This window comes from Ignavibacteriales bacterium (assembly GCA_026390595.1).
Taxonomy (GTDB): Bacteria; Bacteroidota; Ignavibacteria; order UBA10030; family UBA10030; genus UBA9647.
The window spans coordinates 25,000-48,930 of sequence record JAPLFQ010000022.1 but is presented as its reverse complement, the minus strand read 5'-3'; the positions used below and the strand labels follow the sequence as shown (position 1 = coordinate 48,930).

The window sequence follows — 23,931 nt, the reverse complement described above, 5'->3', positions numbered from 1 at the left end:
CCGTGCACGCTGATCCAATTGGAGTTCTTACCGGAGCCCATTTTATCGATGGCGACCACGCGTGCAGCGAAGGAGCGATCGCGGCCGGATGCAGGTTTGTTGCCGGCTATCCCATCACCCCGTCAACGGAAGTCGTCGAGCGTATTGCAGACCGGTTCCCGTTTGTCGGCGGAGTGTTCATCCAGATGGAAGACGAAATAGCTTCCTCCATTGCAATCCAGGGTGCGGCGTGGGGAGGAAAGAAAGTGATGACCGTGACCTCCGGACCCGGGTTCTCTCTGATGATGGAGCATATCGGCCTCGCGGCGATGACCGAGACACCGTGCGTGTTTGTCGACGTGCAGCGCGCCGGTCCGTCCACCGGATTGCCGACCATGCCGGCGCAAGGCGACATGATGCAGGCTCGCTGGGGGTCGCATGGCGATTACCAGATTATTGCTCTGTGCCCCAATTCGCCCCAGGAGTGTTTCGACCTCACGATCCATGCCTTCAATCTCTCCGAACGCTATCGCGTTCCGGTGATGATGATGATGGATGAGTGCGTCGGTCATATGATCGAACGCGTCGTCATCCCGGCGGCGGACAAAATCGAAGTGGTCGACAGAAAAGTGTATGAAGGTCCGAAGGAAAACTACCGTGCGTTCGACGCCGGAAGAGACCTCGTGCCGATGATGGTCAAGGCCGGAGACGGGTACCGCATTCACGTGACGGGTTTGACGCACGACGAAAAAGGATATCCCGACATGTCCGTCAGCGCCCAGGGAAAACTGGTCCAGCGGTTGATGGACAAGATACGGCTCCACGCGGATGACATCATCATGTACAAAGAGGAAAACGTTGAGGGGGCAGATGTTGTCGTGGTGACGTACGGGATTACTTCGCGTACTGCAATTCCGGCAATCGAGCAGGCGAGGGCCAAAGGATTGAAGGTCGGTCATTTGCGACTCATCGTCGCGTGGCCGTTTCCGGAGAAGCGAATCAGGGAACTGGCGGGACGCGTAAAATCGATCGTCGTGCCTGAACTGAACATGGGTCAGATGGTGTTTGAAGTTGAGCGGTGCGCGGCGGGGAAGTGCAGTGTTGTGTCCGTGCCGCACGCAGGTGGAACTGTCCACCAGCCAAAAGAGATTTTTGCGGCGATTGAGAAATCATTGCGAGGGAAGTGAACATGCCGGAAGAACTTTACGAAATCGAAGCTACCATCCCGTCGAACCCGATCGAGGATTATCTGCGCATGGACCGGATGCCGCACATCTGGTGTCCGGGCTGTGGAATTGGTACAACGGTCAACTGTTTTGTCCGCGCGCTGCAGACCAGCGGATTGGATCTCGACAAGGTGGCTGTCGTGTCCGGGATCGGCTGCACGGGACGTGTCGCAGGATATATGAATTTGGATTCGTTCCACACCACGCACGGCCGGGCAATTCCCTTTGCCACCGGCCTCAAACTCGCCAATCCGGAGATGAAAGTCGTTGTCTATAGCGGCGACGGGGACCTGACGGCCATCGGCGGCAATCACTTTATCCACGCGGCGCGGCGCAACATGGATCTCACCGTGATTCTGATCAACAACATGATCTATGGAATGACCGGCGGACAGGCGGCTCCTACGACTCCCGTGGGTGCAACGGCATCAACCACGCCGCACGGAAACTTTGAGGAAACATTCAATCTCCCGTTCCTTGCCGAGTCGTGCGGTGCGGTGTACGTGGCACGGTGGACAGCTCACCACGTGCGTCACCTGACGAAGTCCATCAAAGAAGCTCTTGCCAAGAAGGGGTTTTCGTTTGTCGAGATCCTCGCCCCCTGCCCAACGCTGTATAGCCGGCGGAACAAGCTTGGTGACGGTCTGGATCAAATGGAATTCTATCGAGATAACAGCGAAATCAAGAATGGCGCTGACACAAAGAGCGTTGCGCTCGATTTCCAGGGGAAAATCACCGTCGGCAAATTTGTTGACAAAGAACGTCCGACCTACCTTGAAGCGATGAACGCACACTATCAGAAAAAGTATGGCGAACGCTATGTCCCTTCAGAAGAAATGAGGAAGGTGTTCCATGCCAAGGACTGAAATCAAAATCGGCGGGTTCGGCGGACAAGGGGTAATTCTCAGCGGCTACATCCTTGGACGCGCTGCCTCGATTTATGACAACAAATATGCTACGATGATCCAGGCGTTCGGGCCCGAGGCCCGCGGGAGCGCCTGCAGCGCTCAATTGATCGTCTCGGACGAACAGATCACGTATCCCTACATCATTGCGCCAAATGTCATGGTGCTGATGTCGCAGGAAGCGTATTCGAAGTTTTCACTCGAACTTGCCCCCGGCGGTGTTCTTCTGACGGAGGAGGATCTGGTTGTAACGCACAACCTTCGCTCGGACGTCAAGCACTTTTCCATTCCGGCAACCCGTTTCGCCGAGGAACTTGGAAAGAGGCTTGTGCTGAACATCGTGATGCTGGGGTTCGCGACGGCGGTGACGAACTTCGTAGGCCGCGAAGCGGCACGGAGCGCAGTGAAGGTTTCAGTGCCGAAGGGAACGGAGGAACTCAACTTTGCAGCATTCGAAAAGGGGTACGAGTACGGATTGCAGGTGCTGAAGAACGAGACAGAGAAAGCGCTCGCGTAAAGAAGCAGGTCGGCTGTACAAGGAAACGCCAGGGGTCCAAGGGAGGGATTCCTGGCGTTTTCATTTGCCGCAAACCAAACTGCGACATCTATTATTCGAAGCTCGAAATCCAATATCCAAAGGGATCACGACAAATTCGAAATTATCCTGCCTGCCGGCAGGAATCTCGAAATCCGAGACAAATCCAAAATCCCAATTCGAAAATACGAAACCGTGGGGGATGATAACTTCCTTCCTATTCATCCTCGCTCCCACCGTTTCAGCTCATTGAATTGCGCAATATTGCTCCAAAGATCTTCATCAATTCCGTTGACTCCTGAATGAGCTGCTCTCGAGCTGGTTCCGATGTGGCCTCACACGTCACAAGCTCCAACCAATACCGACTTTCCTTCGATTCTTTTCTTGAGATTTTAATTCTCATCAGAAAGTCCTTCTTTCCCAAGGACTCGTTCGCTTCAATGTAGTTTGCTCCAACTGAACCAGCCGACCTGACAAGTTGTCTGGCAACTTCAATATTGGGGAGGGTTTTTGGCAGGAGACCTACAAACTTGATTGTCTCTTTCGCGAAGCGAAGAGTTCGCTCTTCCAAATCGTACTTTGGTGGTGCGTGCACTTGAGTCATTTCGATTCGATCAGATCAGTTTCAATCGAATATACACCAAGTTACCGACATTATCTGAAGTGGGAGAGAATTGCCAATCGAATTATTGCAGCAGTTTAGACGGTTCTGGTGAAGAGGTGTGAAGGACGCGCTAACTCGAAATTCGGATTTCGTGCTCAGTATTTGCCTAGGATTTCGGTATTCGAATTTCAGATTTGTTAACAAGAAGATACAATGTCAAGCTGTCTCGTTTACGCCATCGAGTGGAACACCGACTGCACGTCGTCGTCTTCCTCCAGCTTGTCGATCAGGTCCTGGACTTCTTTCGCTTCGGTTTCGGAGAGCTCTTTCGTTGTCGTCGGGATGTATTGAAGCTCCGTATTGATCGCTTCGATCCCCTTCTCCTCCAGAGCTTTATGCATTTTGCCGAAGTCCTGGAAGGATGTATAGATGAACACCTCCTGATCCTGTTGTTCCATTTCTTCCAGCCCGTGGTCGATCATTTCGAGTTCGAACTCATCTACGTTGGAAATTTTGTCTGCCGCGACCTTGAAAAGTCCTTTCCGTTCGAACATGAAGGCGATCGAGCCGGTCGATGCCAGGGACCCGCTGTTCCTGGAAAAGATCATGCGAATGTTGGCGACGCTGCGCGTCGGATTGTCCGTGGCGCACTCCACCATGATCGCGATCCCATGCGGTCCATACCCTTCATACAGCACTTCCTGGTATCCTGCCGTATCCTTTGATGCAGCGCGGTTGATAGCCGACTCGATGCGGTCCTTCGGCATATTGACGCTTTTGGCATTCTGAATGGCCATCCGCAGCCGCGGGTTCATTTTCGGGTCGGTCACCCCCGACTTGACTGCGATTTCGATTTCACGCCCAATCCGGTTGAACGCCTTCGACATGCGGGCAAATCTCTTGAACATCTTCGCTTTGCGTGTTTCGAATATTCGTCCCATAAATCTCGCTGGAATTCGGTGCTGGTTGAGAAGAGCTTTCGTAGAGAACAAGATACGAGTCTGAAAATTGAAAAGGAACAACGGATCGAGCGGTCTTTTTCCTCTGACTTGGACGGGTGGAGCGCTTGCTTTCAGGGTTTTCTTTGAATATCATTCGCAGGTCGAGGCAAAACCCCCATTGTGTCGACCCCCACCTCTCGAAGGAAATCATCATGGATGAAAAAAGGCTCGAATGGCACGAGTATTTCATGAAAATCGCCGAACAGGTCGCGACGCGAAGCACCTGTGACAGGAAAAACATCGGCGCGGTGATCGTTCGGGACAAAACAATACTTTCCACGGGATACAACGGAAGTCTTCGCGGAGCGGCGCATTGCGATGAAGCCGGCCACGACATGGAAAATGATCATTGCGTGCGAACGGTGCATGCCGAGGCGAACGCGGTCGCTCAGGCTGCGAAGAATGGCGTGTCCATCGACAACTCCGAAATCTATGTCACCGCCTCACCGTGTCTTGCGTGTTTCAAGCTGGTTGCGAATTGCGGCATCAAAGTGGTCTACTATAAGGAGTTCTATCGCGATGAGCGGATTACGGCCTATGCAAAAGAGGCGGGCATCACTCTGATCTATATGGGCGAGGGGGATCACCTCGAACTCATCTAGGCGTGGTCCCCTGTGACATCAATTCGATATCCCATGGAATGATGGACAGGCATCGTCGATGCAATAAAGAAACCCTCAAGTTGTTTGAGGGTTTTTTGTTCTTGCCGGAGAAGGGGCCGGGGACCTCAGACATCGTTCAACTGTCTTCCGTGAATGATGCGGTGGTTGACGTCTTCTGAAGGTGAGACAACGCGGGGAAAAGGTTGGTTTAACCCGGTGACGCGGGGCGCATGGACAGGAAGGTGACCGGCACTTCAGCGAGAATCTCTGGAAGTGACGGTCACCTTCGGTTTCCATGTCCCATCATTGAAGAGATGGGCTATCGATACTCGAACGATTTGTTCGGGAATTTCGGAGCAGGGGGTATTTCGACAGGATGCAGCTTGATCTGTTCCTGCAGATATTTGATTGCCGCGTCGAGCTGCGCGTCCTTCCCGTCAAACGTCGCCCGCGGAAGATTGTCCACAACCACGTCGGGATCGACGCCGTGTCCCTCAATGAGCCATTCGCCTTCCGGTCCGTAGACGCCGGTCTCGGCCGCCGTCGCCATTCCTCTGTCCTGCAGCCATGGTCGCGCAGAGAGCCATATTTCACCTCCCCACGTTCTTGTGCCGATCACTTTGCCCAAACCGAGCCGTCTGAATCCTTCCGCAAACGCCTCGCCGTCGGAAGCTGTAAACTCGTTGCAGAGCACTACGAGGTGGCCGCGGAATGCATATTGCATGTTCCACGTTGGCTGCTGTGTGCGCTGTTTCCAGTAGAACCATGCCTTGCGCATCAGTTTCTCGAGTATCCAGCTGTCGATGTTCCCGCCCCGGTTGTGCCGCACGTCGATGATTAAGCCCTTGCGATTGAACACCGGGTAGAAGTTCTTCACCCATTCTGTGTAGTTGCCTCCTCCCATCGCGCGGAGGTGGACGTAGCCGATGTCGTTCTTGCTCGCATCCTCGACACGCAGCCGGCGGGTGTATTCCCACTCGCTGTACCGGAGATTTGATTCGTCTCCCTGCGAGATCGGCTTTACAACCGCGTCATAGTCCTTCCCGGTCGTGGCGGATTTCAGTTTGAGAAGCACCTGCTGATTCGCCTGATTCCTCAGGAGCAGGTAAGGTGACTGGACGGACAACGTCGAAACTCCGTTGATCGATTTGACCACATCTCCCTCTCTGATCGGCAGGCCGGGCTTCGCAAGAGGCGAAGAGACCTCAAGATAATCCGGATCGGAGCGGTACACGTGCTGAATCCTGTACCCGCCATTCGCCTCATCTTTCACGAGAAGAGCGCCCAGGGATGCCGGGTTGATCTGGTCAAGTCCTAGCCGCCTGTCGCCGCCCCCTACAAAAATGTGAAGGGCAGCAAGTTCGCCCACCAGGTTTGTGATGAGGTCATTGAGTTCGTCGCGGTCGGTCACGCGGTCCACAAGCGGCAGATGCCGTTGCAGCAGACCCTTGTAGTCGATACCGTGAAGATCTGGATCGTAGAAATAATCCCGTTCGAGTCTCCATTCTTCCATGACCATCTGGCGCCATTCTTCACGGGGACTGATCGAAAGAGTCCAGTTGTCGAGGTTTACCTTGCTCTTCGGGAGATCAGAAGGAGGTGATGTCGAAGCTTCAATGACGTAGAGGTCGCCTGATTTCTGGACCATCAACCTCTTGCCGTCGCCGGAGAGATCGTAGCCGTCGACCTCATCGAGCAGGGTCTTCGGGGTGATATCCTTGTTTTTGATTTCAAGCGCGATGAGCTTGGTTTTCGAACCGAACACTCCCTCGGACTCTGTCCAGAACAGGTTTTTATCGTTGATCGAAAGTGCGCGGTATCTGCCTGCCGGCAGCGGAACCTCGAAAACTCTGTCCTGAATCCCGTCAAGGTCGACGACGACATCGACTGTCTTCTCTTTCTTCTGATCGTCCGCTTCTTTCTTCTTGTCCTTCTCTTTTTCTTTGTCTTTGTCCTCTGACTGTAGAGCGACGAGTTCGTCCGTCGGGAGGAACGGGAATCGCCCGTCCTTCCTCAGCGAAATGCCATAGATCTTTCTGGTCTTGTCGAAAAAGGGCTCGGGCTGTCGGGCTCCCCACGGGCTGCCAACGAGCGACTGAAAGACGCGTTCAGAGATGAAGTAGATCCACTTTCCATCAGCGCTCCACACGGGATTGTAACTGTCGACGCGGTCGCGTGACAAGGCAGCCGTTTTCCCGTCAGCAACATTGTAGAGCATGATCTGTGAGAAGGTGTTTTCTGCCGTCTGGACGAACGTCAGCCACTTGCTGTCGGACGACCAGCTGAAGCCGCTGAATCCGTCGAACTCCGACGACGCAATCTTCGTCATCTTTTTCGTTTCGAGATTGAATAGCCAGAGATCTTGATTCTTGTCATCAAATACGATCCATTTCCCGTTCGGTGATATCGTAGGATCGTTGCGGAAGACTTTCCCGTCGTTCGTGAGCTGCTCCGGATCTCCGACGCCATTCGAGGGAACCTTCCAGAATTCGAGCTCACCCGATTCATCGGAAAGGACGAGGAGGGACTTACCGTCGGGCATGAATTGGGCGCTGCGATAGCGAATGTTGTTCCGGCTGGTCGCGCGCACCAGTCTCCCTTGCTGTGCCGGTGCGACGAACACCTGCCCGCGCGCGGTCAGGACGACACGGTCTCCGTTCGCCGAGACGTTTGTCGCCGTGAGATAATCGGACGGCTTCTTGACCCATCGCTCGCGCTCCTGATCGAGGTCGGAAGACAGCGTTATCGTCACGAGCCGGTCAGTGTTCGAGGAGATGTCGAACACGTGAATGTCGGCACCCACCTGGTATGCGATCTTCCCATCTCTCAATGAGGGGGACTTGACATCCCATCCTTTATGAACGGTGAGTTGTTTCAGATCCTTTCCGTCTTCGTTCATCGACCAGAGGTTCATCGTGCCGTCACGATCGCTCGCGAAGTAGATCCGTTTGTTCCACCACATCGGGACTTTGCTCGTTCCCGTGAAATCCGCAGTCACCGGGGAGGCCTCCGGTTTGCCGAGCTCGTACTTCCAGATGTTCTGAGCCGTTCCTCCCTTATAGCGCTTGGTATGGCTTCCCTGGAAAGGAAGCCGGGTGAAGAACAACGTCGTCCCTTGCGGGTTGAAACATCCATCGCTTGCCTGGCTCAGGGGAATCAACTCGGAAATCCCAGTCTTCAGGTCAATCGTCAGCAACTGACGGTTCGGGACCGTCGAGTAATGGCCGGACTGATACATGATCCTGCCGTCGGGTGTCCACCCGACAACGATGGCGTCGCCGTCATACGTGCGGCGGGTTGGAAGTCCTCCTTCGACCGGCATAGTATATACTTCCGTCGGACCTTCGTATTGCGCCGAGAAGGCCACGAGTTTACCGTCGGGCGAGACGGCCGCATTTGTTTCGCCTCCCAGGTGAGATGTCAGTCGCTGCGCGATGCCGCCGTTGAGATCGACTTTCCACAAATCGCCTTCAGCGGTGAAGATGATCTTGTCGGAGGTGAGAGTCGGGAAGCGGTAGTACCCTTGCGGGGAACCCGCGAGCGCCAGCAAGGGGAGCACAAGCAGAAGCAGGAAGATCGCAGAGCGTTTCATGATGAGATCCTGTCGTAGTGATGACTGGGTGAAAGTATTGTGACCGGTCAGGAGACGTGAACAGTTGAGGAAGCACCTCGACATTACGAAAAAAAGGAGGTGGACGCAAGGAATGCGTACTAGTTGAGTGGGACGAAACGGCTATTTGGTCAGAACCATCTTCCTGGTCTGGACGATTGCGTCGGCCGAAAGCCGGTAAAAATAAACTCCACTGGAAAATCGGGATGCATCCCATCGGACAATGTGGGTGCCGGGAGATTCAAGCTTGTCAACAAGTGTTGCGACTTCTCTGCCAAGGACATCGTACAACTTCAGCGTTACGTACCTGTTCGCTGCCCCTTCGACTCCGCTCAGGGCAGGTAGCCGGTAGCTGATAGCTGTTGAAGAGTTGAAAGGATTGGGATAATTGCCCAGGTCGAAATTGGCCGGTACCGACGCAATCGATATGGCGGGAACGTCGGAGACAATCCGTTGCTTGAGGGCCATGATGCGGTTGTACGACTCGTCGATTCTGCTGGCGGCGATCGTGCCATCGAGCACCTTCTGTTCGAGGAAATCGACGACATGCCTGGCCAGGGAAAACCCGCTGCTGTCCTGGTTCTTGTTGTAGAGGAGGATGTCGACGCCCGCCTTCACCGCCAGTGTGATCGCTTCATCGAATCCATAATAGTTGACGATGGCTTGCATACTCATTTCATCGCTGACAACGACCCCCTGGTAGCCGAGGTTCTGGCGCAAGAGACCGGTCACAATTTTCTTTGAAAGAGTTGCAGGATACACGCTGTCGAGGTTTGCATTGAACACGTGCGCCGTCATGATCAGGTCGACGACTCCGGCACTCAGCAGTCTGCGATACGGAGTGAGTTCGCTGTCTGCCCACGTCTTTGTGATATCGACCAGTCCGAGATGAGAGTCGGTCTTCGCGCTCCCATGCCCCGGGAAGTGTTTCAATGTTGTGAAGAGGCTCTTCTTACGGAATTCATCGATGAACCATCCAGCGTGAGAAGCTACGAGGAACGGATCTGAAGAGAAGCTGCGTCCGAGCGCTCCGATTGCCGGGCTGGTCGGGTTGACGTTGACGTCCACGACGGGGGCAAGATCTACATTGATGCCCGTTTGCTGAAACCATCCTGCCATCATGGAGGCGGTGGATCGTGTGTATGCTTCCGAGTTGGTCACTGTGCCCATCTGATACGCAGAGGGGGTGTTTGCGAAGCCGTTTGAGCTGCTCAAGCGGGCAACCTGGCCTCCTTCTTCGTCTGTCGCGATCAGCAGGGGAATAGAAGATCGCCGCTGAAGTTCGCTCGTCAGGTGAGTAATTTGTTGAGGCCGCCTGAGGTTGTTGCTCCACGTGAAAAAGATTGTTCCGCCGACGAACCCGTTCGCGAGATCGGATTTCATCGTATCGAGGCTGGCGGAGGATTTCTCCAACGAGTCGCCGACGAACGTCACCATGACCATCTGGCCGATCTTGCGACGGAGAGAGACCTGGGCGTCGCTGATGTGGGGAATGAAGGAGAGAAGAGAAACAAGTACGAGAAAGGCCGAAGGGAACTTCGGCCGCGAGATTCTACAGGCGATCATCGGCGGGTATATCTTCGTTCAACATCGGCGTTCTTCATTCTTGGGCTAATCAAAGAAGGAAGAATCGCCTTGAAGTGCAATGAAGATCCGATGGGAATCCTACGCGGCGTCCATTGTGCTGGGCGGAAAAGACGCGAAGTTGAGGTTGTCCAAATTGTAGGTCGACCTGCCCGCCATTTCTGTTCCGAGAGGTCAGGCGGGAATGCAATTTCGACCTGGTAAAGATTCACAAATCGCATGAATTCCGCAACCTTCAAAGGTTTCTCTGTCCGTCGGGATTACTTTTTGGACAGCCTCACCGTCTATGCGAGAGTTGCACTCTCGCACCCTGCCCCGGGTTCGCTTCCAACTTCCTGGAGTGTAACTCCAGCATGAGCCTTCTTCGACAGTGTAACTGTCGAAGAACACAGGCAATGAAGAGTGCTGCAGGGGAATTCTCAAATCGAAAAACGCTTCGTGTCTGAATGACTGGAGTTCACCGGCATTGATTTCGGTTCAGCTAATCTTCCAGAAAGTACTCAACCGTCGTGACGACGCGGAGAGTCTTGTTCAACTGTGTCCCCTCGTAGATGCCGGGAGCGCGATCACGAGGGAGGATTTCAAAAACCCCCTGACTCGCTCTCCGGATTCCACCGAGCTTGCTTCCCGAGTCATTGGCGAATTGCTCTGCCCCTTTGCGGGCACTTGCTGTTGCTTCAGCGATCATATCAGGTTTCAGAGCATTCAGTTCGGTGAAGAGGTAGGTGGGGCCGCTTTCGGGTCCGCCTGCAGAAGACAGCACAACGCCGGCGTCGACGAGTCCTCCCACCGATTGGCTTGCACGAACGACCTTTTCGATCTGAATTGTTCGCACCATGATCGTTTGGGCAATGATATACCGGCTCTGGGTGGTCCCACTTCTGTACTGATTGGCAAGAACGTCTGTCACTTCGGTCTTCTGGACCTCCGTTGAAGCCGAGTCGATCCCGCTGTGCTTCAGGAAGGAATACACTGCGGCACTGTTCTTCTTGATCCTGTTCTGTGCTTCCGCGAGATTGTCGCTCGTTGCAACGAACCGAAGCGGCCACAAGGCAATGTTTGCCTGCACTTCACGTTCTGCCACGCCTTTCATCGTGACGCAGCGGTCAGCGGATCGTGCTTTGATGAAACCGCGTCCGACGAACCATCCCGCGGCAGTAATGCCAATTGCAATAAGGGCGGCCGAAAGTAGTCTGTTTGTTTCCATGAGAAATCCTCCCAATGAGCAGCAGCCGAATTGAGATCTTTTTAACATCTGAATATAGCCGCCGATGTGCAGCCTTTCAAGCGGGAATGTGAAATGAATGGACGGATCCATGTGGCGCTGAACGATATTGAGTTCCCTTGATTCCGAGCATTATCTGATATACCTTGATTTCAACTACCCACCGCACCGACTGCTCTCACGGGCACACCGATCCAAGGAGGTTACGATGACTCACCATAAGAGAGGTATTTCCAGTTTTTCGCTGGCAATTCCCTTCGCGATAGCCATGACTCTGATCCTGTTCGCCAGCGCACTCTGCCAGGAAGTAAAACCCAAGAGCTCCGATCCAAGCGACCAGTGTGTTTCCTGCCATCGCAAACTCGACCAGGCACTCGTCATGGAATGGCAGCGATCGCGTCACGCGCAGAGTGGCATCGGATGTCTGGAGTGTCACGGTGCGGAAAAAACAGACGTCGACAGCTGGAATCATCATGGTGTTCAGGTCGCAGCCCTCGTGACGCCTAAAGACTGTGCGCGATGTCACGACCAGGAATACCAGCAGTTCGCGAGAAGCCACCACGCCAAAGCCGGACAGATTCTTGCAAGTCTCGATAACGTTTTGGCGGAGCGGGCAGCCGGCATGCCGGGAAACAATGCCGACGCGGTGAGCGGATGCTGGCAGTGTCACGGCACGATCGTCAAGTTTGTCCGTGACAAGGAGGGGAAGATGATGAAGAAGGGGGCGGAGGGAATACCGGTCATTGATGCAACGACGTGGCCGAACAGCGGCATGGGGCGCATGAATCCCGATGGATCGCAGGGATCGTGCCACGCCTGTCATTCACGACATTCGTTTGAAGCGAAGCTCGCCCGGTCTCCTGAGAATTGCGGTAAGTGTCATATGGGACCGGACCATCCGCAGATTGAGATCTATAATGAATCGAAACACGGCATCGCGTTCCATGCAAACCGTGATCGTATGGCGCTCGACAAGGAGGGCGACTGGGTGCTCGGCAAGGACTACTCGGCAGCTCCGACCTGCGCAACGTGCCACATCAGCAGCTACAACACTCCGACGGGGGTTGTTGCCGGAAATACCCATGATGTCGGAGAACGGATCAGCTGGACACTTCGCCCGGCAATCAGCAAGAAACAGAATCTCGTGGTTTTTCAGGATGGAGAGAAGGAAGACTATCCGGAAGACAGGCCGCTTCCCAAGATCGGTGATGTCCTAAAGACAATCGACAAAGTTGTGGAAGGGGAAAAACTCGTGAACAAAAATGTCGATCGGAAGGTCGAGCGGATCATTCGCTGGGAGGAGAGGCGGGCGAGCATGAAAGGAGTCTGCAAGAACTGTCACGGCGAGATGCACACGGACAATTTCTATGCGCAGTACGACAACCTCGTGGGCCTCTTCAACGACAAATTCGGGAAACCGTCAGCGAAGTTGATGGCCGACTTGATCGCGGACAGCGTGTTGAAGGCGACCGCGCCCTTCGAGCACGAGCTTCAATGGACATACTATGAACTATGGCACCATGAGGGGCGGCGCGCACGTCACGGAGCAGCGATGATGGGCCCGGACTACACGCATTGGCACGGTCTCTACGAAGTCTCGAAGCATTACTATACAAAGTTCCTTCCTCAGGTGATTGAAGCGGCATCGCAGCGGAGTCCTGCGATGGGGAAGAAGTATGAGGCCATTGTCAATCAAATCCTGACACAGGACGAGCATATCTGGATGAAAGGATTGAGCCCGAAAGAGGCGGAGGAGCTCAGGAAAGCGTACAAGGCGCGGTACAATTAGCGGGCCTGGTCGGGGCGGACGAAATGGCGTCATCGTCGGGGGCGAATAGCGATTCGCCCCCGACAGTTTGTACTCTGTTCATGTTCGCCATTTCGTTTCGGACGGATGCCAATAAGGCCGTCCAGACGATTCGGATCTATTCTATCCCCTCCACTATCCTTATCTCCTCCTCAGTCAACCCGTACAGCTCATAGACAAGCTGATCTATCTGCTTGTCCGTCGCATCGATCTGACGCTGTATCACCGTCTTCTCCTGCTCAGTCTTCGCGGCGGGAAGTTGCTTGTGCAATGACAGCATCTGCTCCACAAGCTGCACCATTTTGTCGTGGCGGGATTTGTCGGATGCGATCGTAGAATCAATCTGGCACACAGGGAATCCGCTCAGATATTGCCCGAAGAACCTGAGATACGTCGTTCCTTTGCTCTCGAGTCCCGCGCAAACTTCGTGAAAATAGAAATTGGCGACTCGTGAGTTCAATAGTGCCAGCAAGTACAAGTTGTCACTAGGAATAACATAACTGGTATTAGAACCAAAGAAACCATCGAGATCTAAGGTGAACCGGCAACTCGTTGAAATGTCCGGATAAATAATCTTTGGCTTCTGGAAATCTTCATAGTAATCGCATGCACGAAGTTCCCACCATTCGTTACCTTGATCCGAGCGTTTTTTTAACCGGTCTTCAAATTTCGTCAAGTGTTTCAGGATAGAGGGATACTTATTTATCGGGACTCCGATGTAAGTCCAAATAAGGTACTTATGGTCGAAATCAAGATGATATCTCTGCACATCCCTACCTCCGACAAGAGGTTTGATAATATCGGCGCAGCGCCTATCTTTCTCGACGAGCTTGTTCCTCGCCTCCTGATCAATGATGAACGCCTCATTGAAACCAGTTTTGATTCCGAAAAATGGTCCTCGCTTAATGTATTCCCCCAACAGTGTTTTCCCATCAACGAGTTTCTGAACAAGCCGAGTTGATGAAGACCTCGATAGTGACCAGCCTGTCGATGACAAGGATTGGACGGAGATCATGTGGCTTCGATTACACGCCATGCGTTCTAATTCGCCGCCGCTGCGAATTGTTCTGAAGTCCTCTATCGACATCGGAGGTAGATATTGAAACTCAAGCCGTTTGACCTTACTTCGAGAGCAAATCAAAATGATCGTTCGGACTGTTGCACCTTCGAAAACCGGCAGTCCCGAAAGATCAATGATACAGCTAAGTGATGCCTCTTTCTGAAGAAAATCACGAAGCCGATCGCCGTAATCTGCTCTGAGCCATTTGTTTGAGATGATCATCCCGAAATGGCCGAGAGGCCTCAGCAGTCTGAGTCCCATCTCAACAAACCCGACATATAGGTCCGCAGTGCTTCGGAAGGTCTTGAAGTGCGCTTCGAAATAGTCCTTCGCAAAACTGAGGCCCTCTTGCCTCACATATGGCGGATTCCCAATCACCGCGTCAAACCCGCCTGCATCCATGATCTCCATGAATTCTTTCTTCCAGTCGAAGACGTTGATCCGATTCTTCTCCTGCTCATCCAGTAGGGAGAGTTGTTTCCCATCGTAGAAATCCGGTCCAATGAGCGAATTGCCGCACTTGATATTGCTGCCGAGGTCGGGGAGAGCCCGCTGATGGAACATCTTGAGCTGCTGCGAAATCGTCTGCTCGTTCTCGCCCTCCAGCACTTTCAACAGAAGGGAGAGCTTCGTTACCTCAACCGCCTGCGAGTCAATGTCCACACCGTAAATGTTGTTCAATAGAATACGCTTCCGCTCCGCAGTGGTGAGGCGCCACTCTCCCCCCGGCCCGCGAAAAACCGTCGCGTTCCTGCCGCTTGCGTGTTTCTCAGGGCCGTCGTTGAAGTACCAGTCGCGGTGCCAGTCGAGCAAATATTGGTACGCTCCAATGAGGAACGAACCCGAGCCGCACGCGGGGTCGAGTATGCGAAGCTTCGCGGCTTCCTTGGGGGTAAAGGGCTTCGTTGGCTTGTGTGCAGACCCTTCGACTCCGTCCCGACTAAGAACGTCGGGACTGCGCTCAGGGTGACGTTTGCTTTTGTCGGACCCTGTTTCGGAAGTTTCGGGATTGAGCAACTTGCCGACGGTGTTCTTGACGATGTAATCGACGATGTACGTTGGCGTGTAGTAGACGCCGCCGGCCTTCTTCACCTCCGGCTTCTCTTCGACCTTCGCCTGATGGCCCGCTGTGAGCCTGATGACCTTTCCGAGGAATTGCTCGTAGACCTGGCCAAGTATGTCTGCAGGAAGCACCGAGAACTCGTACGGGCAATCCGGATAGTACAGGTTGCCAATAATCTCTTTGAGCGGTTTGTCGTCGATGTGGAGCAAGAGGCTCAGCTCGTCGGGCTGTTCCGGTCGCCCCTTCTCCGGTTCAAAGTGGAAAAGTCCCGAGTTGTATTTTTCGTCCGCGTGTTCGAATTGCTCGTACAGCCGCCGGTAGACGCGCTCTCCGTTGACGAGGGCGAGGAGGCGGCCGTACTGTTCGATCCCGCGGTCTTCGCAAATGCGGAGGAAAATGATCCGGTCAATTGTTCGCTGCACGGCGAAGTTGAGTTGCGGCTGCGAGAGCTTCGGGTTCCGGAGGGCGATGTTCTTCGCAAGTATGTCGCGCCACGACTCGATTTCCTTGAGGAACGCGTCGTCGACCTCGGCCGTTCCTTTCTTGCCTTTCGTCGATTCGGCGAATTTGTCATAGGCGCCTCTTAAGACGGCTTCCTTGGAAAAGACGGTCGCGATGGACTCCCACTCCGTTGCGTAGTCGTTGTAAGTAAGATATCGAACCCGGCCCGTTGAGGCTTTGTCTGTCTTGAAAGGTTGAGTGCGACAATCGTAGACGGCAAATTCCTGGAAGTCGGTAAGGATGCTGAGCGGGAGTTTCGCCGACCATGCGTAACGGCGAAGCTGGTAGGAAGGTGAAAAATCTTCTTTCAGATTCACCGATGGATTTTTTGCTTCAACAAAGAACTTTCTCGTGCCGCCGATGCGGAACGCATAGTCCGGCGCTTTCGTCGCTGCGCCGATCTTTATTGCGTCCTCGTGTATAACCTCTTTATATGGCTCAGCGTACCCTTGCCGGTTCTCAACATCCCATCCCAGAGCTGAGAAGAACGGGTTCAGAAACTCCTGGCGCAGTTGCGCTTCGTTGTAGTTTCCCGAGGTATACTGTTCTCTGTTCTGGTCGAAGCGCTCGACGAGCCTGACGATCTCTTTGGGTGCAGTCATGGTGCGGTTTGATCGGTTGGTAGGATGGAAGACTTCTATGCCGCTGGATAAATCTACGACAAACGGCGGGGAAAAACAAAGGCTTGGATGAATTCAGGATTATCATTACTATTCCAGCCACATCTCTGCCGTAACTTAGGTTGCCGAACGCAGTCCATCAAACGATTAATCTGGGAGTGCCTATGAAATCGCGCTTCATTCTCCTCGCGGGGTTCATCATCGCATCCATGTGCATAGCGCTAGGCCAGACGGCCGGGAAGAAACCGTTGAGTCATGACGTATATGATCAGTGGAAAAGAGTCGCCGGAGAATCGATCTCCAACGACGGCAAATGGGTTGTCTACTCGGTCGAACCCCAGGAGGGGGATGCGCATCTGGTAATCTACAACACCGAATCTCGCAGGTATGACACGATTCCTCGGGGCATGAACGCGAAGATATCGGAGTCGTCAGACTACGTCGTCTTCTCGATCAAGCCATTCTTCGCAGAGGTTAGGAAGCTCAAGATCGCCAAGAAGAAAGAGGACGATCTTCCGAAGGACTCCCTCGGCATCATCGCGCTCTCGACGATGAAACTGACAAAGATCGCGCGAGTGAAATCATTCAAGCTCCCCGAGAAGGGATCGGGATGGGTCGCATATCAGCTCGAAAAGGAACTCCCGGATACCACGAAGAAAGGGAAGCGAAACGTCGAAAAGAAGAGCGATGATGCTGATCCGGCGGACGAAGAGACGACCAAGAAGGAAGAAAAGGGAACTACCATTCTTCTCCGCAATCTCCTCTCGGGCAAAGACTACAGCTTCCCGTTTGGCGGTGACTATGCATTCTCGAAGAACGGAAAGCGTTTCATCGCCGCGACAACCGGGAATGACAGCACGGTCAAAGCAGGGGTGATCACGGTGAACACGGGAAAGGCGTTTACCGATACATCCCGAGCGTACATCGACACTCTCGCTGCCGGAAAAGGAAAGTTCAAGGGCGTCGTCTGCGACGACGAAGGAACGCAGGCGGCATACGTGGCAGACCGTGACACTTCCAAGGCGAAGCAGAGGTATTACTCTCTCTATTATTGGTCGGAGAATTCAACAGCTCCGGAGCTTCTGGCCGACACGCTCACGCAGGGATTACCGAAAAAGTGGCTGGTCAGCGAAAATGGAAAACTGTTTTTCTCGAAGGATGGCAAGAGGCTGTTCCTTGGAACGGCGCCGGTTCCGATGCCGGAAGACACAACCATGAACGATGAGGAATCTGCGAAGCTCGACGTATGGAATTGGCAGGATCCTTTGCTGCAGCCGCAGCAGCTCAAGAACCTCGATACGGAAAAGAAGCGATCATATACGGCGGTCGTAAATCTGAAGAAGCGAAAGTTCTCGCAGCTTGCCACGGTCGCCATGCCGAATGTGACGGTAGGGCTCGACGGAAACGCTGACGTGGCTGTCGGCTCGACCGATGTCCCGTACCGCCAGCTCGTTTCGTGGGATGCTTCGTACCGGGATGTGTACGTGGTAGATCCCGTGACGGGTGAAGCAAAGAAGATTGCCGGCAAAACGAGAGGGAATCCAACCCTGTCCCCTTCCGCGCAGTACGTTGTTTGGTATGCTGAGGAGGACACCTGCTGGCGCGCGTATTCGCTGAAGAAAGAAAAGACCATCAATTTATCCGCTCAGATTCCCTTCCCGGTGTGGAACGAGCTGAATGACGTGCCGGATGACCCCAACCCCCATGGTATGATGGGGTGGACGAAAGATGACCAGGACGTTTTGATCTATGATCGCCATGATATCTGGAGAATCGATCCGGAAGGGAAGAAGGCCCCCGAGAATCTGACGCGCGGACTTGGACGCAAGGAGCAGTTGAGATTCCGGTACGTCCGACTCGATCCCGAAGAGAAGTTTCTGAACCCTGACGCGCAGATTCTTCTCGATGCATTTTCGTTTACCGACAAGTCCTCAGGATTCTACACGATGAAGCTCAACGATGGGCAGGCGCCGCGCAAGATCGTCATGCAGGCTTGTGATTACTCTGCCCCGAAGAAGGCCGACAAGGCGGAGAAACTGATACTCACACGCAGCACGTTCAGGGAGTGTCCTGATCTGTATGTCTCCGATATGGCGATGGCAAAGCTCGAGCGGATCAGCGACATCAATCCGCAGCAAAAAGAGTATCTCTGGGGTTCGGTGGAGTTGATTTCGTGGATCGCAGCGGACGGCAAGCCGATCGAAGGCCTGCTCTTCAAGCCGGAGAATTTCGATCCGAAGAAGAAATATCCTCTGATCTCGTACTTCTATGAACGCAATTCCGATCTCCTCCATCGCTACATTGCGCCGGCTCCATCAGCATCGACGGTCAATATCTCACTCTTCGTCAGCCGCGGCTATGTCATTTTCGTCCCCGATATTCGCTATCAGGTAGGATACCCCGGGAAAGGCGCGTATGATTGTGTCATCCCCGGTATCATGAAACTGATCGGAGAGGGATATGTGGATAGCTCAAAGATCGCCATTCAAGGTCAGAGCTGGGGGGGATACCAGGTGGCGTATCTTGTGGCGCATTCACACATGTTTGCTGCAGCCGGCGCGGGGGCTCCCGTTTCAAACATGACGAGTGCGTATGGCGGGATACGGTGGGAGTCGGGCATGAGCCGAATGTTCCAGTATGAAAAGACCCAGAGTCGGATTGGGGCTACGCTATGGGAGAAGCCGCTGCTCTACATCGAGAACTCAGCGTTGTTCAGTGCTCCGGACATCACGACACCGCTTCTGATCATGGCAAATGATGCGGATGGGGCTGTTCCCTGGTATCAGGGCATCGAACTGTTTACGGCTCTCCGCCGCCTCGGCAAGCCGGCCTGGATGCTGACGTACAACGGCGAGGCGCACAACCTCGTGCAGCGCAAGAACCGGAAAGATCTCTCGGTGCGCATGCTCCAGTTCTTCGATCATTACCTGATGGGGCAACCGGAGCCTGTGTGGATGACCAGGGGGATACCGGCCATCGAGAAGGGGAAGACGCGGGGGTATGAACTGACGAAATAGCTCTCTCTTGTGATCATTACTGTCGGACTGGTTGACTATCTGTCCACCAGCGAACGACAAAGGCCCGGTGTGCGGGCCTTTGTTTTTTTTGGGTAAGCGAAACAGCGGCTCTGCTCATACAATAGGGGAGGAATCGTCGGGCAGGTTGTTCAGGGGCCGACCTCCTCTGCCCCCGCTTTCCAATGAAGGAGGGGAGGGTTGGCGGGTCAATGATGGAGCTCGCTGATGACGGTTAGTTCAGGCTGCTTCCCACAGATTCTCTCCTGCAAAGGAGGGGACACATCGAAGGGTTGGTCGCTATCCCCTGCCTTCGATTGCTCGAATCGTTGACTCAATCTCATCCAACACCGCCTCCAGATTATGGTAGACATCTTCGTTCATTACCCGCAGGAACCTGATTCCAAACGACTCGATGTGATGCTGGCGGCCACGGTCGTAAATCCTGGCCCGCGGTGTGAAATGGCTGTCGCCGTCGACTTCGATCGCAAGTCTCAGCTCCGTGCAATAGAAGTCAATCACAAATTTGTCAACGCTGTACTGACGTCGGAATTTGAACCCAAGCATCTGACGGTTCGAGAGTCGCATCCAGAGGAGCACTTCGGCTTTCGGAAGATGGGTCCGAAGGTAGCGGCGCCTCTTCTTGAGGGGAGTGATGTTGAAGTGGAGAGTCATCGTTGCAGAGAGCGCTTTGGTTCTGGAAGCCATCTCAAGAACACCTCGGTAAGATGAGAATTTCACGCAAAGCCGCAAAGGAGAGAATTTTCAACTCAAGATCTTACCTTTGCTGTCTTGCTTGCCCCGACGTCCTGAGCGACGCTGAGCGAGTGCGTTCTTGCCAGCACGAGTCGAAGCGGAGTCGAAGGATTGTCGGGGGCGCCTTTGCCTGCCCGCCTCGGGCAATTCCAGAGGCAGGCGGGCGTGAGCATTTTTGAGATAGGTTCTAGTCAATTGAAGGGAAACTTAGTCAGTCGCAATTCGGGGAACAAGAAAATATGATTGGCGGAAAAAGGAGGGTGGGTGGGAACGTCGAATGGGTTGTTCCTGGGCTGACCTCCCCTGCCCCCTCCTTCACAGAAGGAGGGGAGGTTTGGTGATTCGATGTTCGAGCCGGCAGGTGAGGGTTAGCTTGGGTTCACTCCAAGGTGGTTGCTATCCAATGTTTTCGATTCCTCGAAAGGGCTCAAACAAAAAAAAGGCCCGGTGTGCGGGCCTTTGGAATTCTCGACGGATGAGGTCGATTCTATTTCGCGATACCTATCACTCCGCACGCCTCACGCGCACCGGCATTCCCCGTTGGTTGAGTCTTCAGATCGTCCTCTTTTGCATGGACGATGACTGCGTGACCGATGATCGCGTTCGGACCTGAGAGCTGCATCATTGGGTCCACCCACTCCAGTATTGCCATCCCCTTCTCGTCTGCCACAATGTTGCCAAGATCGCCAGAGTGGCGCATCTCATCAGCCGGCGCACCATGGGATGATTGAGTCGGATTGAAATGTCCGCCAGCGCTCGTCAGATCGGCCGCCGTGCAATCCCCAAACTCATGAATGTGAAATCCGTGCTTTCCGGGAGTGAGCCCCTCCAGGTGTGCATACACTTTGACACCGTTGTCCGATTGGGTGAAAGTGACGACACCTTTCACGGTCTTGTCTTTGGCAGGAGCCAGAAGCGCGATGGCTTTCAACGGCACGTTTCCCATCTTCTGCATATCGTGTTGAGCAGCAGCTGTGAAGGCGAGCACGCAGGTCAACACTGCTGTCAGGCTGGATTTCATGGATCATCTCCGAGTATTGGTTCAATGTGGTGGTCTGCTACATATCAACCAACAATTCTCAGGTTTAGTTCACGGGGGTATGTGGTGACTGGTTAATTGGTGATTGGTTATTTAACCATTTAACCAATTAACTGGTTTCTTCTACTCCAGGAAATGCACAAACAGCCCGTCCCGCAGCTTCGGTTCAAACCAAGTCGATTTGGGAGGCATTATTTTGCCGGCATCGGCTATGGCGATCAACTCGTGGATCGAAGTGGGGAACATGCAGATCGCGAGCTTCATCTCTCCGGAGTCTACCCGCTTCTCAAGTTCGCCCAGGCCGCGAATGCCGCCAACGAAATCGATGCGCTTGTCCACGCGTGGGTCCTTGATGCCAAGTATCGGGTCGAGCAGGTGTTTCTGGATGATTGTCACGTCAAGCCGCTCAACGGGATCGCTGTTCATCAGCAATGAATCCGGCGCCGATAACAAGTACCACTCACCGTCGAGATACAGGCCGAACTCTCCCTTTCGTGCAAGCCGGGGCCGGCCCTGGATATGTGCCACAGCAAAGGTCTTTTTCACTTTCTCGAAGAACGCTTCCGGGCTCAGACCGCTGAGGTCTTTCACAACACGGTTGTAGTCGAGGATCTTGAGCTGACTGGCAGGGAAGCAGACAGCCAGGAAGAAGTTGTACTCTTCGTCTCCCCGGTGATTCGGGTTTGCGAGCTTCCGTTCGCGTCCCACGATTGCCGCCGCGGCTGTCCTGTGATGTCCGTCAGCAACGTACAAGTTCCGGATTCCGCTGAAGAGATCTTGGAGCTTCTGAACCGTGCCCGAATCCCTGATAACCCACGACTGATGCCGAATCCCGTCAGCAGCAACGTGATCATTCTCGGGAGGCTGCTTCGTGACCGCCTCCACGATGGCATCAATCTCAGCGTTGTCCGGATACGTCAGAAAGATCGGGCCGGAGTGCGAGTTGGTGACCCGCACGTGGTTGCAGCGGTCCTCCTCCTTGTCTCTACGAGTGAGCTCGTGCTTCTTGATCGTGTCGTTCAGATACTCCTCTACCGAGGCACAGCCGACGATGCCGTACTGTGTCCGTCCTTCCATTGTCTGCGCGTACACATACAGATACGGAGCCGGGTCTTCTGCCAGAATCTTCTGGTCGATCAGCTTCTGAAGATTCTCTTTCCCCTTCGTATAGACACGAGGATCGTAATGGTCAATCGCCGGATCCAGGTCGATCTCTGGTTTGCCGACGTGAAGAAATGACAGGGGGTTCCCGCGGACTTCCAGACGCGCTTCTTCAGAGCTCAGGACGTCATACGGTTTCGCTGCGACCTCGCCTGCGAATTCCGGTTTTGGACGAAATGCTTTGAACGGACGAACAGTTGCCATAGAGAGTGTTGATTCCTTTTTTCAACTACGAAGACACAAAGAGAAACAAATAACCTCTCGTCTCCGCAACTCAATTCGAGTCTTCTGCGCCAGAGGCGCATGAGCCTTTGGCTCAGTGCCTTTGTGGTGAAGCGATTGTTGTAAGTGGACCCAAGGATGATGCGGAAAAAGGCATCCAAAAGAAAAACCTCGTCAGGCTTCGCTCAACGTGACGATATTTTGTTTTTCCGCACCCTGGCTAGTGGAATGCGTCGGGATTGAACGCCTTCACGACGCGCTGAGCGATCTCGATGCCGACCCGCTCCTGGCCTTCTATTGTAGATCCACCGATATGCGGAGACACGCTGACCCGCGGATGATTGATGAGGGCCTTCTGAGCATCCGTCGGCGGTTCGTTCATAAATACATCCAGCGCCGCGCCGGCGACCTTGCCGCTTTCGAGTGCGTCGAGGAGCGCAGATTCATCGACCACACCGCCGCGAGAGCAGTTAATGAGGATAGCCCCCTTCTTCATCATGTCGAATTCCTTTTTCCCGATGGCCGGACCGGCTTTCTTATCCGCGGGGATGTGGAGCGTGATGAAGTCGGATGCTTCGAGGAGTTTCTCGCGCGTCGTGATCCGCACGACAAAGTCCATCATCGTGAACGGTGGATCGAAGGCGAGCACGTTCATGCTCAGACCCAAAGCCCGGCGGGCTGTTTCCTTGCCGATATTTCCGAATCCCATGACCCCGAGCGTCTTGCCCGTCAGTTCGATGCCCTTCGAGTATTCCTTCTTCGGCCACTTGCCTGCAATCATGTCCATTTTGCTGACGTGCAGAAACCGGCTCAGGGCAAACATGTGTCCGATTGCCAGCTCGGCGACGGAGATCGCCGATGCGCCGGGAGTGTTGAGGACCGCAAGGTTCTTCGCCTTTGCAACTTCGACGTCGATGTTGTCCAGCCCGACGCCGCCCCGTGCAATGACCTTCAGGTTCTTCCCAGCTTCGATGACTTCCCTGGTAACCTTTGTGGCCGAACGAACGATAATGCAATCGTACTTGCCGATGTTTGTCAGCAGTTCTTCCGGCGTATACTTTACCTGGTCGACATCGTGCCCTGCATCAAGCAGGATTTTTGCCCCCTCAGGAGAAATTCCGTCTGTGATGAGTATCTTCATGGACGCCTCCGAATTCAAAGATGAGATTGTGAGCCCGGACGAGAGTCAGTACATACAGAGAACGCTTGCAGGAAGCCGCGTCAATGATCGCTCTGGTTCCCGGCTTGATGGGGCGAAACGTAATGAATTTTGTTTGAAGTGACAACTGAGAACGATCGGAGCGGCGTGACAATTCCTGTTTTCGAGACGACAGACCGCCGGTTTTCATTTGACGCCAGGACAGAAAATAAAACGCCTCACTTTCCGCGTGATCGAAAAAATCATATATTGCATATG

At 53.9% G+C, this 23,931-nt stretch carries 15 protein-coding genes; 6 read left to right on the top strand and 9 right to left on the bottom strand.

The annotated features are described in order from the left end of the window. Positions 1 to 2: 2 nt before the first annotated feature. Genes NTU47_11580 through NTU47_11570 form a run of 3 tightly spaced genes read left to right on the top strand, consistent with a single transcriptional unit; the run spans position 3 to position 2,627 of the window. The gene (locus NTU47_11580) at positions 3 to 1,166 is read left to right on the top strand and encodes a 2-oxoacid:acceptor oxidoreductase subunit alpha (protein MCX6134444.1); all 1,164 of its coding nucleotides are present in this window, start codon (positions 3 to 5) and stop codon (positions 1,164 to 1,166) included. Between the two features lie 2 nt (positions 1,167 to 1,168). After that, positions 1,169 to 2,071, top strand: coding sequence for a 2-oxoacid:ferredoxin oxidoreductase subunit beta (locus NTU47_11575; protein ID MCX6134443.1), 903 nt, complete (start codon positions 1,169 to 1,171; stop codon positions 2,069 to 2,071). Continuing rightward, positions 2,058 to 2,627 (top strand): 2-oxoacid:acceptor oxidoreductase family protein, encoded by a 570-nt coding sequence (locus tag NTU47_11570; protein MCX6134442.1) that lies wholly within the window; start codon positions 2,058 to 2,060, stop codon positions 2,625 to 2,627. The genes NTU47_11575 and NTU47_11570 overlap by 14 nt, the downstream gene beginning before the upstream one ends. An 852-nt stretch (positions 2,628 to 3,479) precedes the next feature. On the opposite strand, the gene NTU47_11565 is transcribed toward NTU47_11570, so the two are convergent. Continuing rightward, positions 3,480 to 4,190, bottom strand: coding sequence for a YebC/PmpR family DNA-binding transcriptional regulator (locus NTU47_11565; GenBank protein MCX6134441.1), 711 nt, complete (start codon positions 4,188 to 4,190; stop codon positions 3,480 to 3,482). A gap of 212 nt (positions 4,191 to 4,402) precedes the next feature. Between NTU47_11565 and NTU47_11560 the strand changes: the two genes are divergently transcribed. Continuing rightward, on the top strand, positions 4,403 to 4,852 hold the full coding sequence (locus NTU47_11560) for a deaminase (protein ID MCX6134440.1): 450 nt from the start codon (positions 4,403 to 4,405) through the stop codon (positions 4,850 to 4,852). A gap of 319 nt (positions 4,853 to 5,171) precedes the next feature. Here the strand turns inward: NTU47_11560 and NTU47_11555 are convergent, their stop codons facing one another. The 3 genes from NTU47_11555 to NTU47_11545 form a co-directional block, all read right to left on the bottom strand. Next, positions 5,172 to 8,444 (bottom strand): S41 family peptidase, encoded by a 3,273-nt coding sequence (locus NTU47_11555; protein MCX6134439.1) that lies wholly within the window; start codon positions 8,442 to 8,444, stop codon positions 5,172 to 5,174. A gap of 141 nt (positions 8,445 to 8,585) precedes the next feature. Next, entirely contained in the window at positions 8,586 to 10,028 is a 1,443-nt protein-coding gene (locus NTU47_11550) for a T9SS type A sorting domain-containing protein (protein ID MCX6134438.1), read from the bottom strand. Between the two features lie 499 nt (positions 10,029 to 10,527). Beyond that, on the bottom strand, positions 10,528 to 11,253 hold the full coding sequence (locus NTU47_11545; GenBank protein MCX6134437.1) for an SIMPL domain-containing protein: 726 nt from the start codon (positions 11,251 to 11,253) through the stop codon (positions 10,528 to 10,530). A gap of 226 nt (positions 11,254 to 11,479) precedes the next feature. Here NTU47_11545 and NTU47_11540 point away from each other — a divergent pair, with 226 nt between their 5' ends. After that, positions 11,480 to 13,060, top strand: a complete 1,581-nt coding sequence (locus tag NTU47_11540) for a multiheme c-type cytochrome (GenBank protein MCX6134436.1) — start codon at positions 11,480 to 11,482, stop codon at positions 13,058 to 13,060. Between the two features lie 136 nt (positions 13,061 to 13,196). Here NTU47_11540 and NTU47_11535 read toward each other — a convergent pair whose 3' ends face one another. After that, positions 13,197 to 16,304 carry an N-6 DNA methylase gene (locus NTU47_11535; GenBank protein ID MCX6134435.1) on the bottom strand — a complete coding sequence of 1,036 codons (3,108 nt, stop codon included), beginning with the start codon at positions 16,302 to 16,304 and terminating at the stop codon, positions 13,197 to 13,199. A 182-nt stretch (positions 16,305 to 16,486) separates the two neighbouring features. On the opposite strand from NTU47_11535, the gene NTU47_11530 reads away from it, so the two are divergent. Further along, positions 16,487 to 19,339 (top strand): prolyl oligopeptidase family serine peptidase, encoded by a 2,853-nt coding sequence (locus tag NTU47_11530; GenBank protein MCX6134434.1) that lies wholly within the window; start codon positions 16,487 to 16,489, stop codon positions 19,337 to 19,339. Positions 19,340 to 19,636: 297 nt separating this feature from the next. On the opposite strand, the gene NTU47_11525 is transcribed toward NTU47_11530, so the two are convergent. The 4 genes from NTU47_11525 to NTU47_11510 form a co-directional block, all read right to left on the bottom strand. Further along, positions 19,637 to 20,044, bottom strand: a complete 408-nt coding sequence (locus NTU47_11525) for an endonuclease domain-containing protein (protein MCX6134433.1) — start codon at positions 20,042 to 20,044, stop codon at positions 19,637 to 19,639. 535 nt (positions 20,045 to 20,579) lie between these two features. After that, on the bottom strand, positions 20,580 to 21,113 hold the full coding sequence (locus NTU47_11520; GenBank protein ID MCX6134432.1) for a superoxide dismutase family protein: 534 nt from the start codon (positions 21,111 to 21,113) through the stop codon (positions 20,580 to 20,582). Between the two features lie 141 nt (positions 21,114 to 21,254). Beyond that, positions 21,255 to 22,496: a DUF1015 family protein gene (locus NTU47_11515; GenBank protein ID MCX6134431.1), complete on the bottom strand. Its 1,242-nt coding sequence runs from the start codon at positions 22,494 to 22,496 to the stop codon at positions 21,255 to 21,257. 238 nt (positions 22,497 to 22,734) lie between these two features. Then, on the bottom strand, positions 22,735 to 23,655 hold the full coding sequence (locus tag NTU47_11510; GenBank protein ID MCX6134430.1) for a D-2-hydroxyacid dehydrogenase: 921 nt from the start codon (positions 23,653 to 23,655) through the stop codon (positions 22,735 to 22,737). Between the last annotated feature and the right edge of the window lie 276 nt (positions 23,656 to 23,931).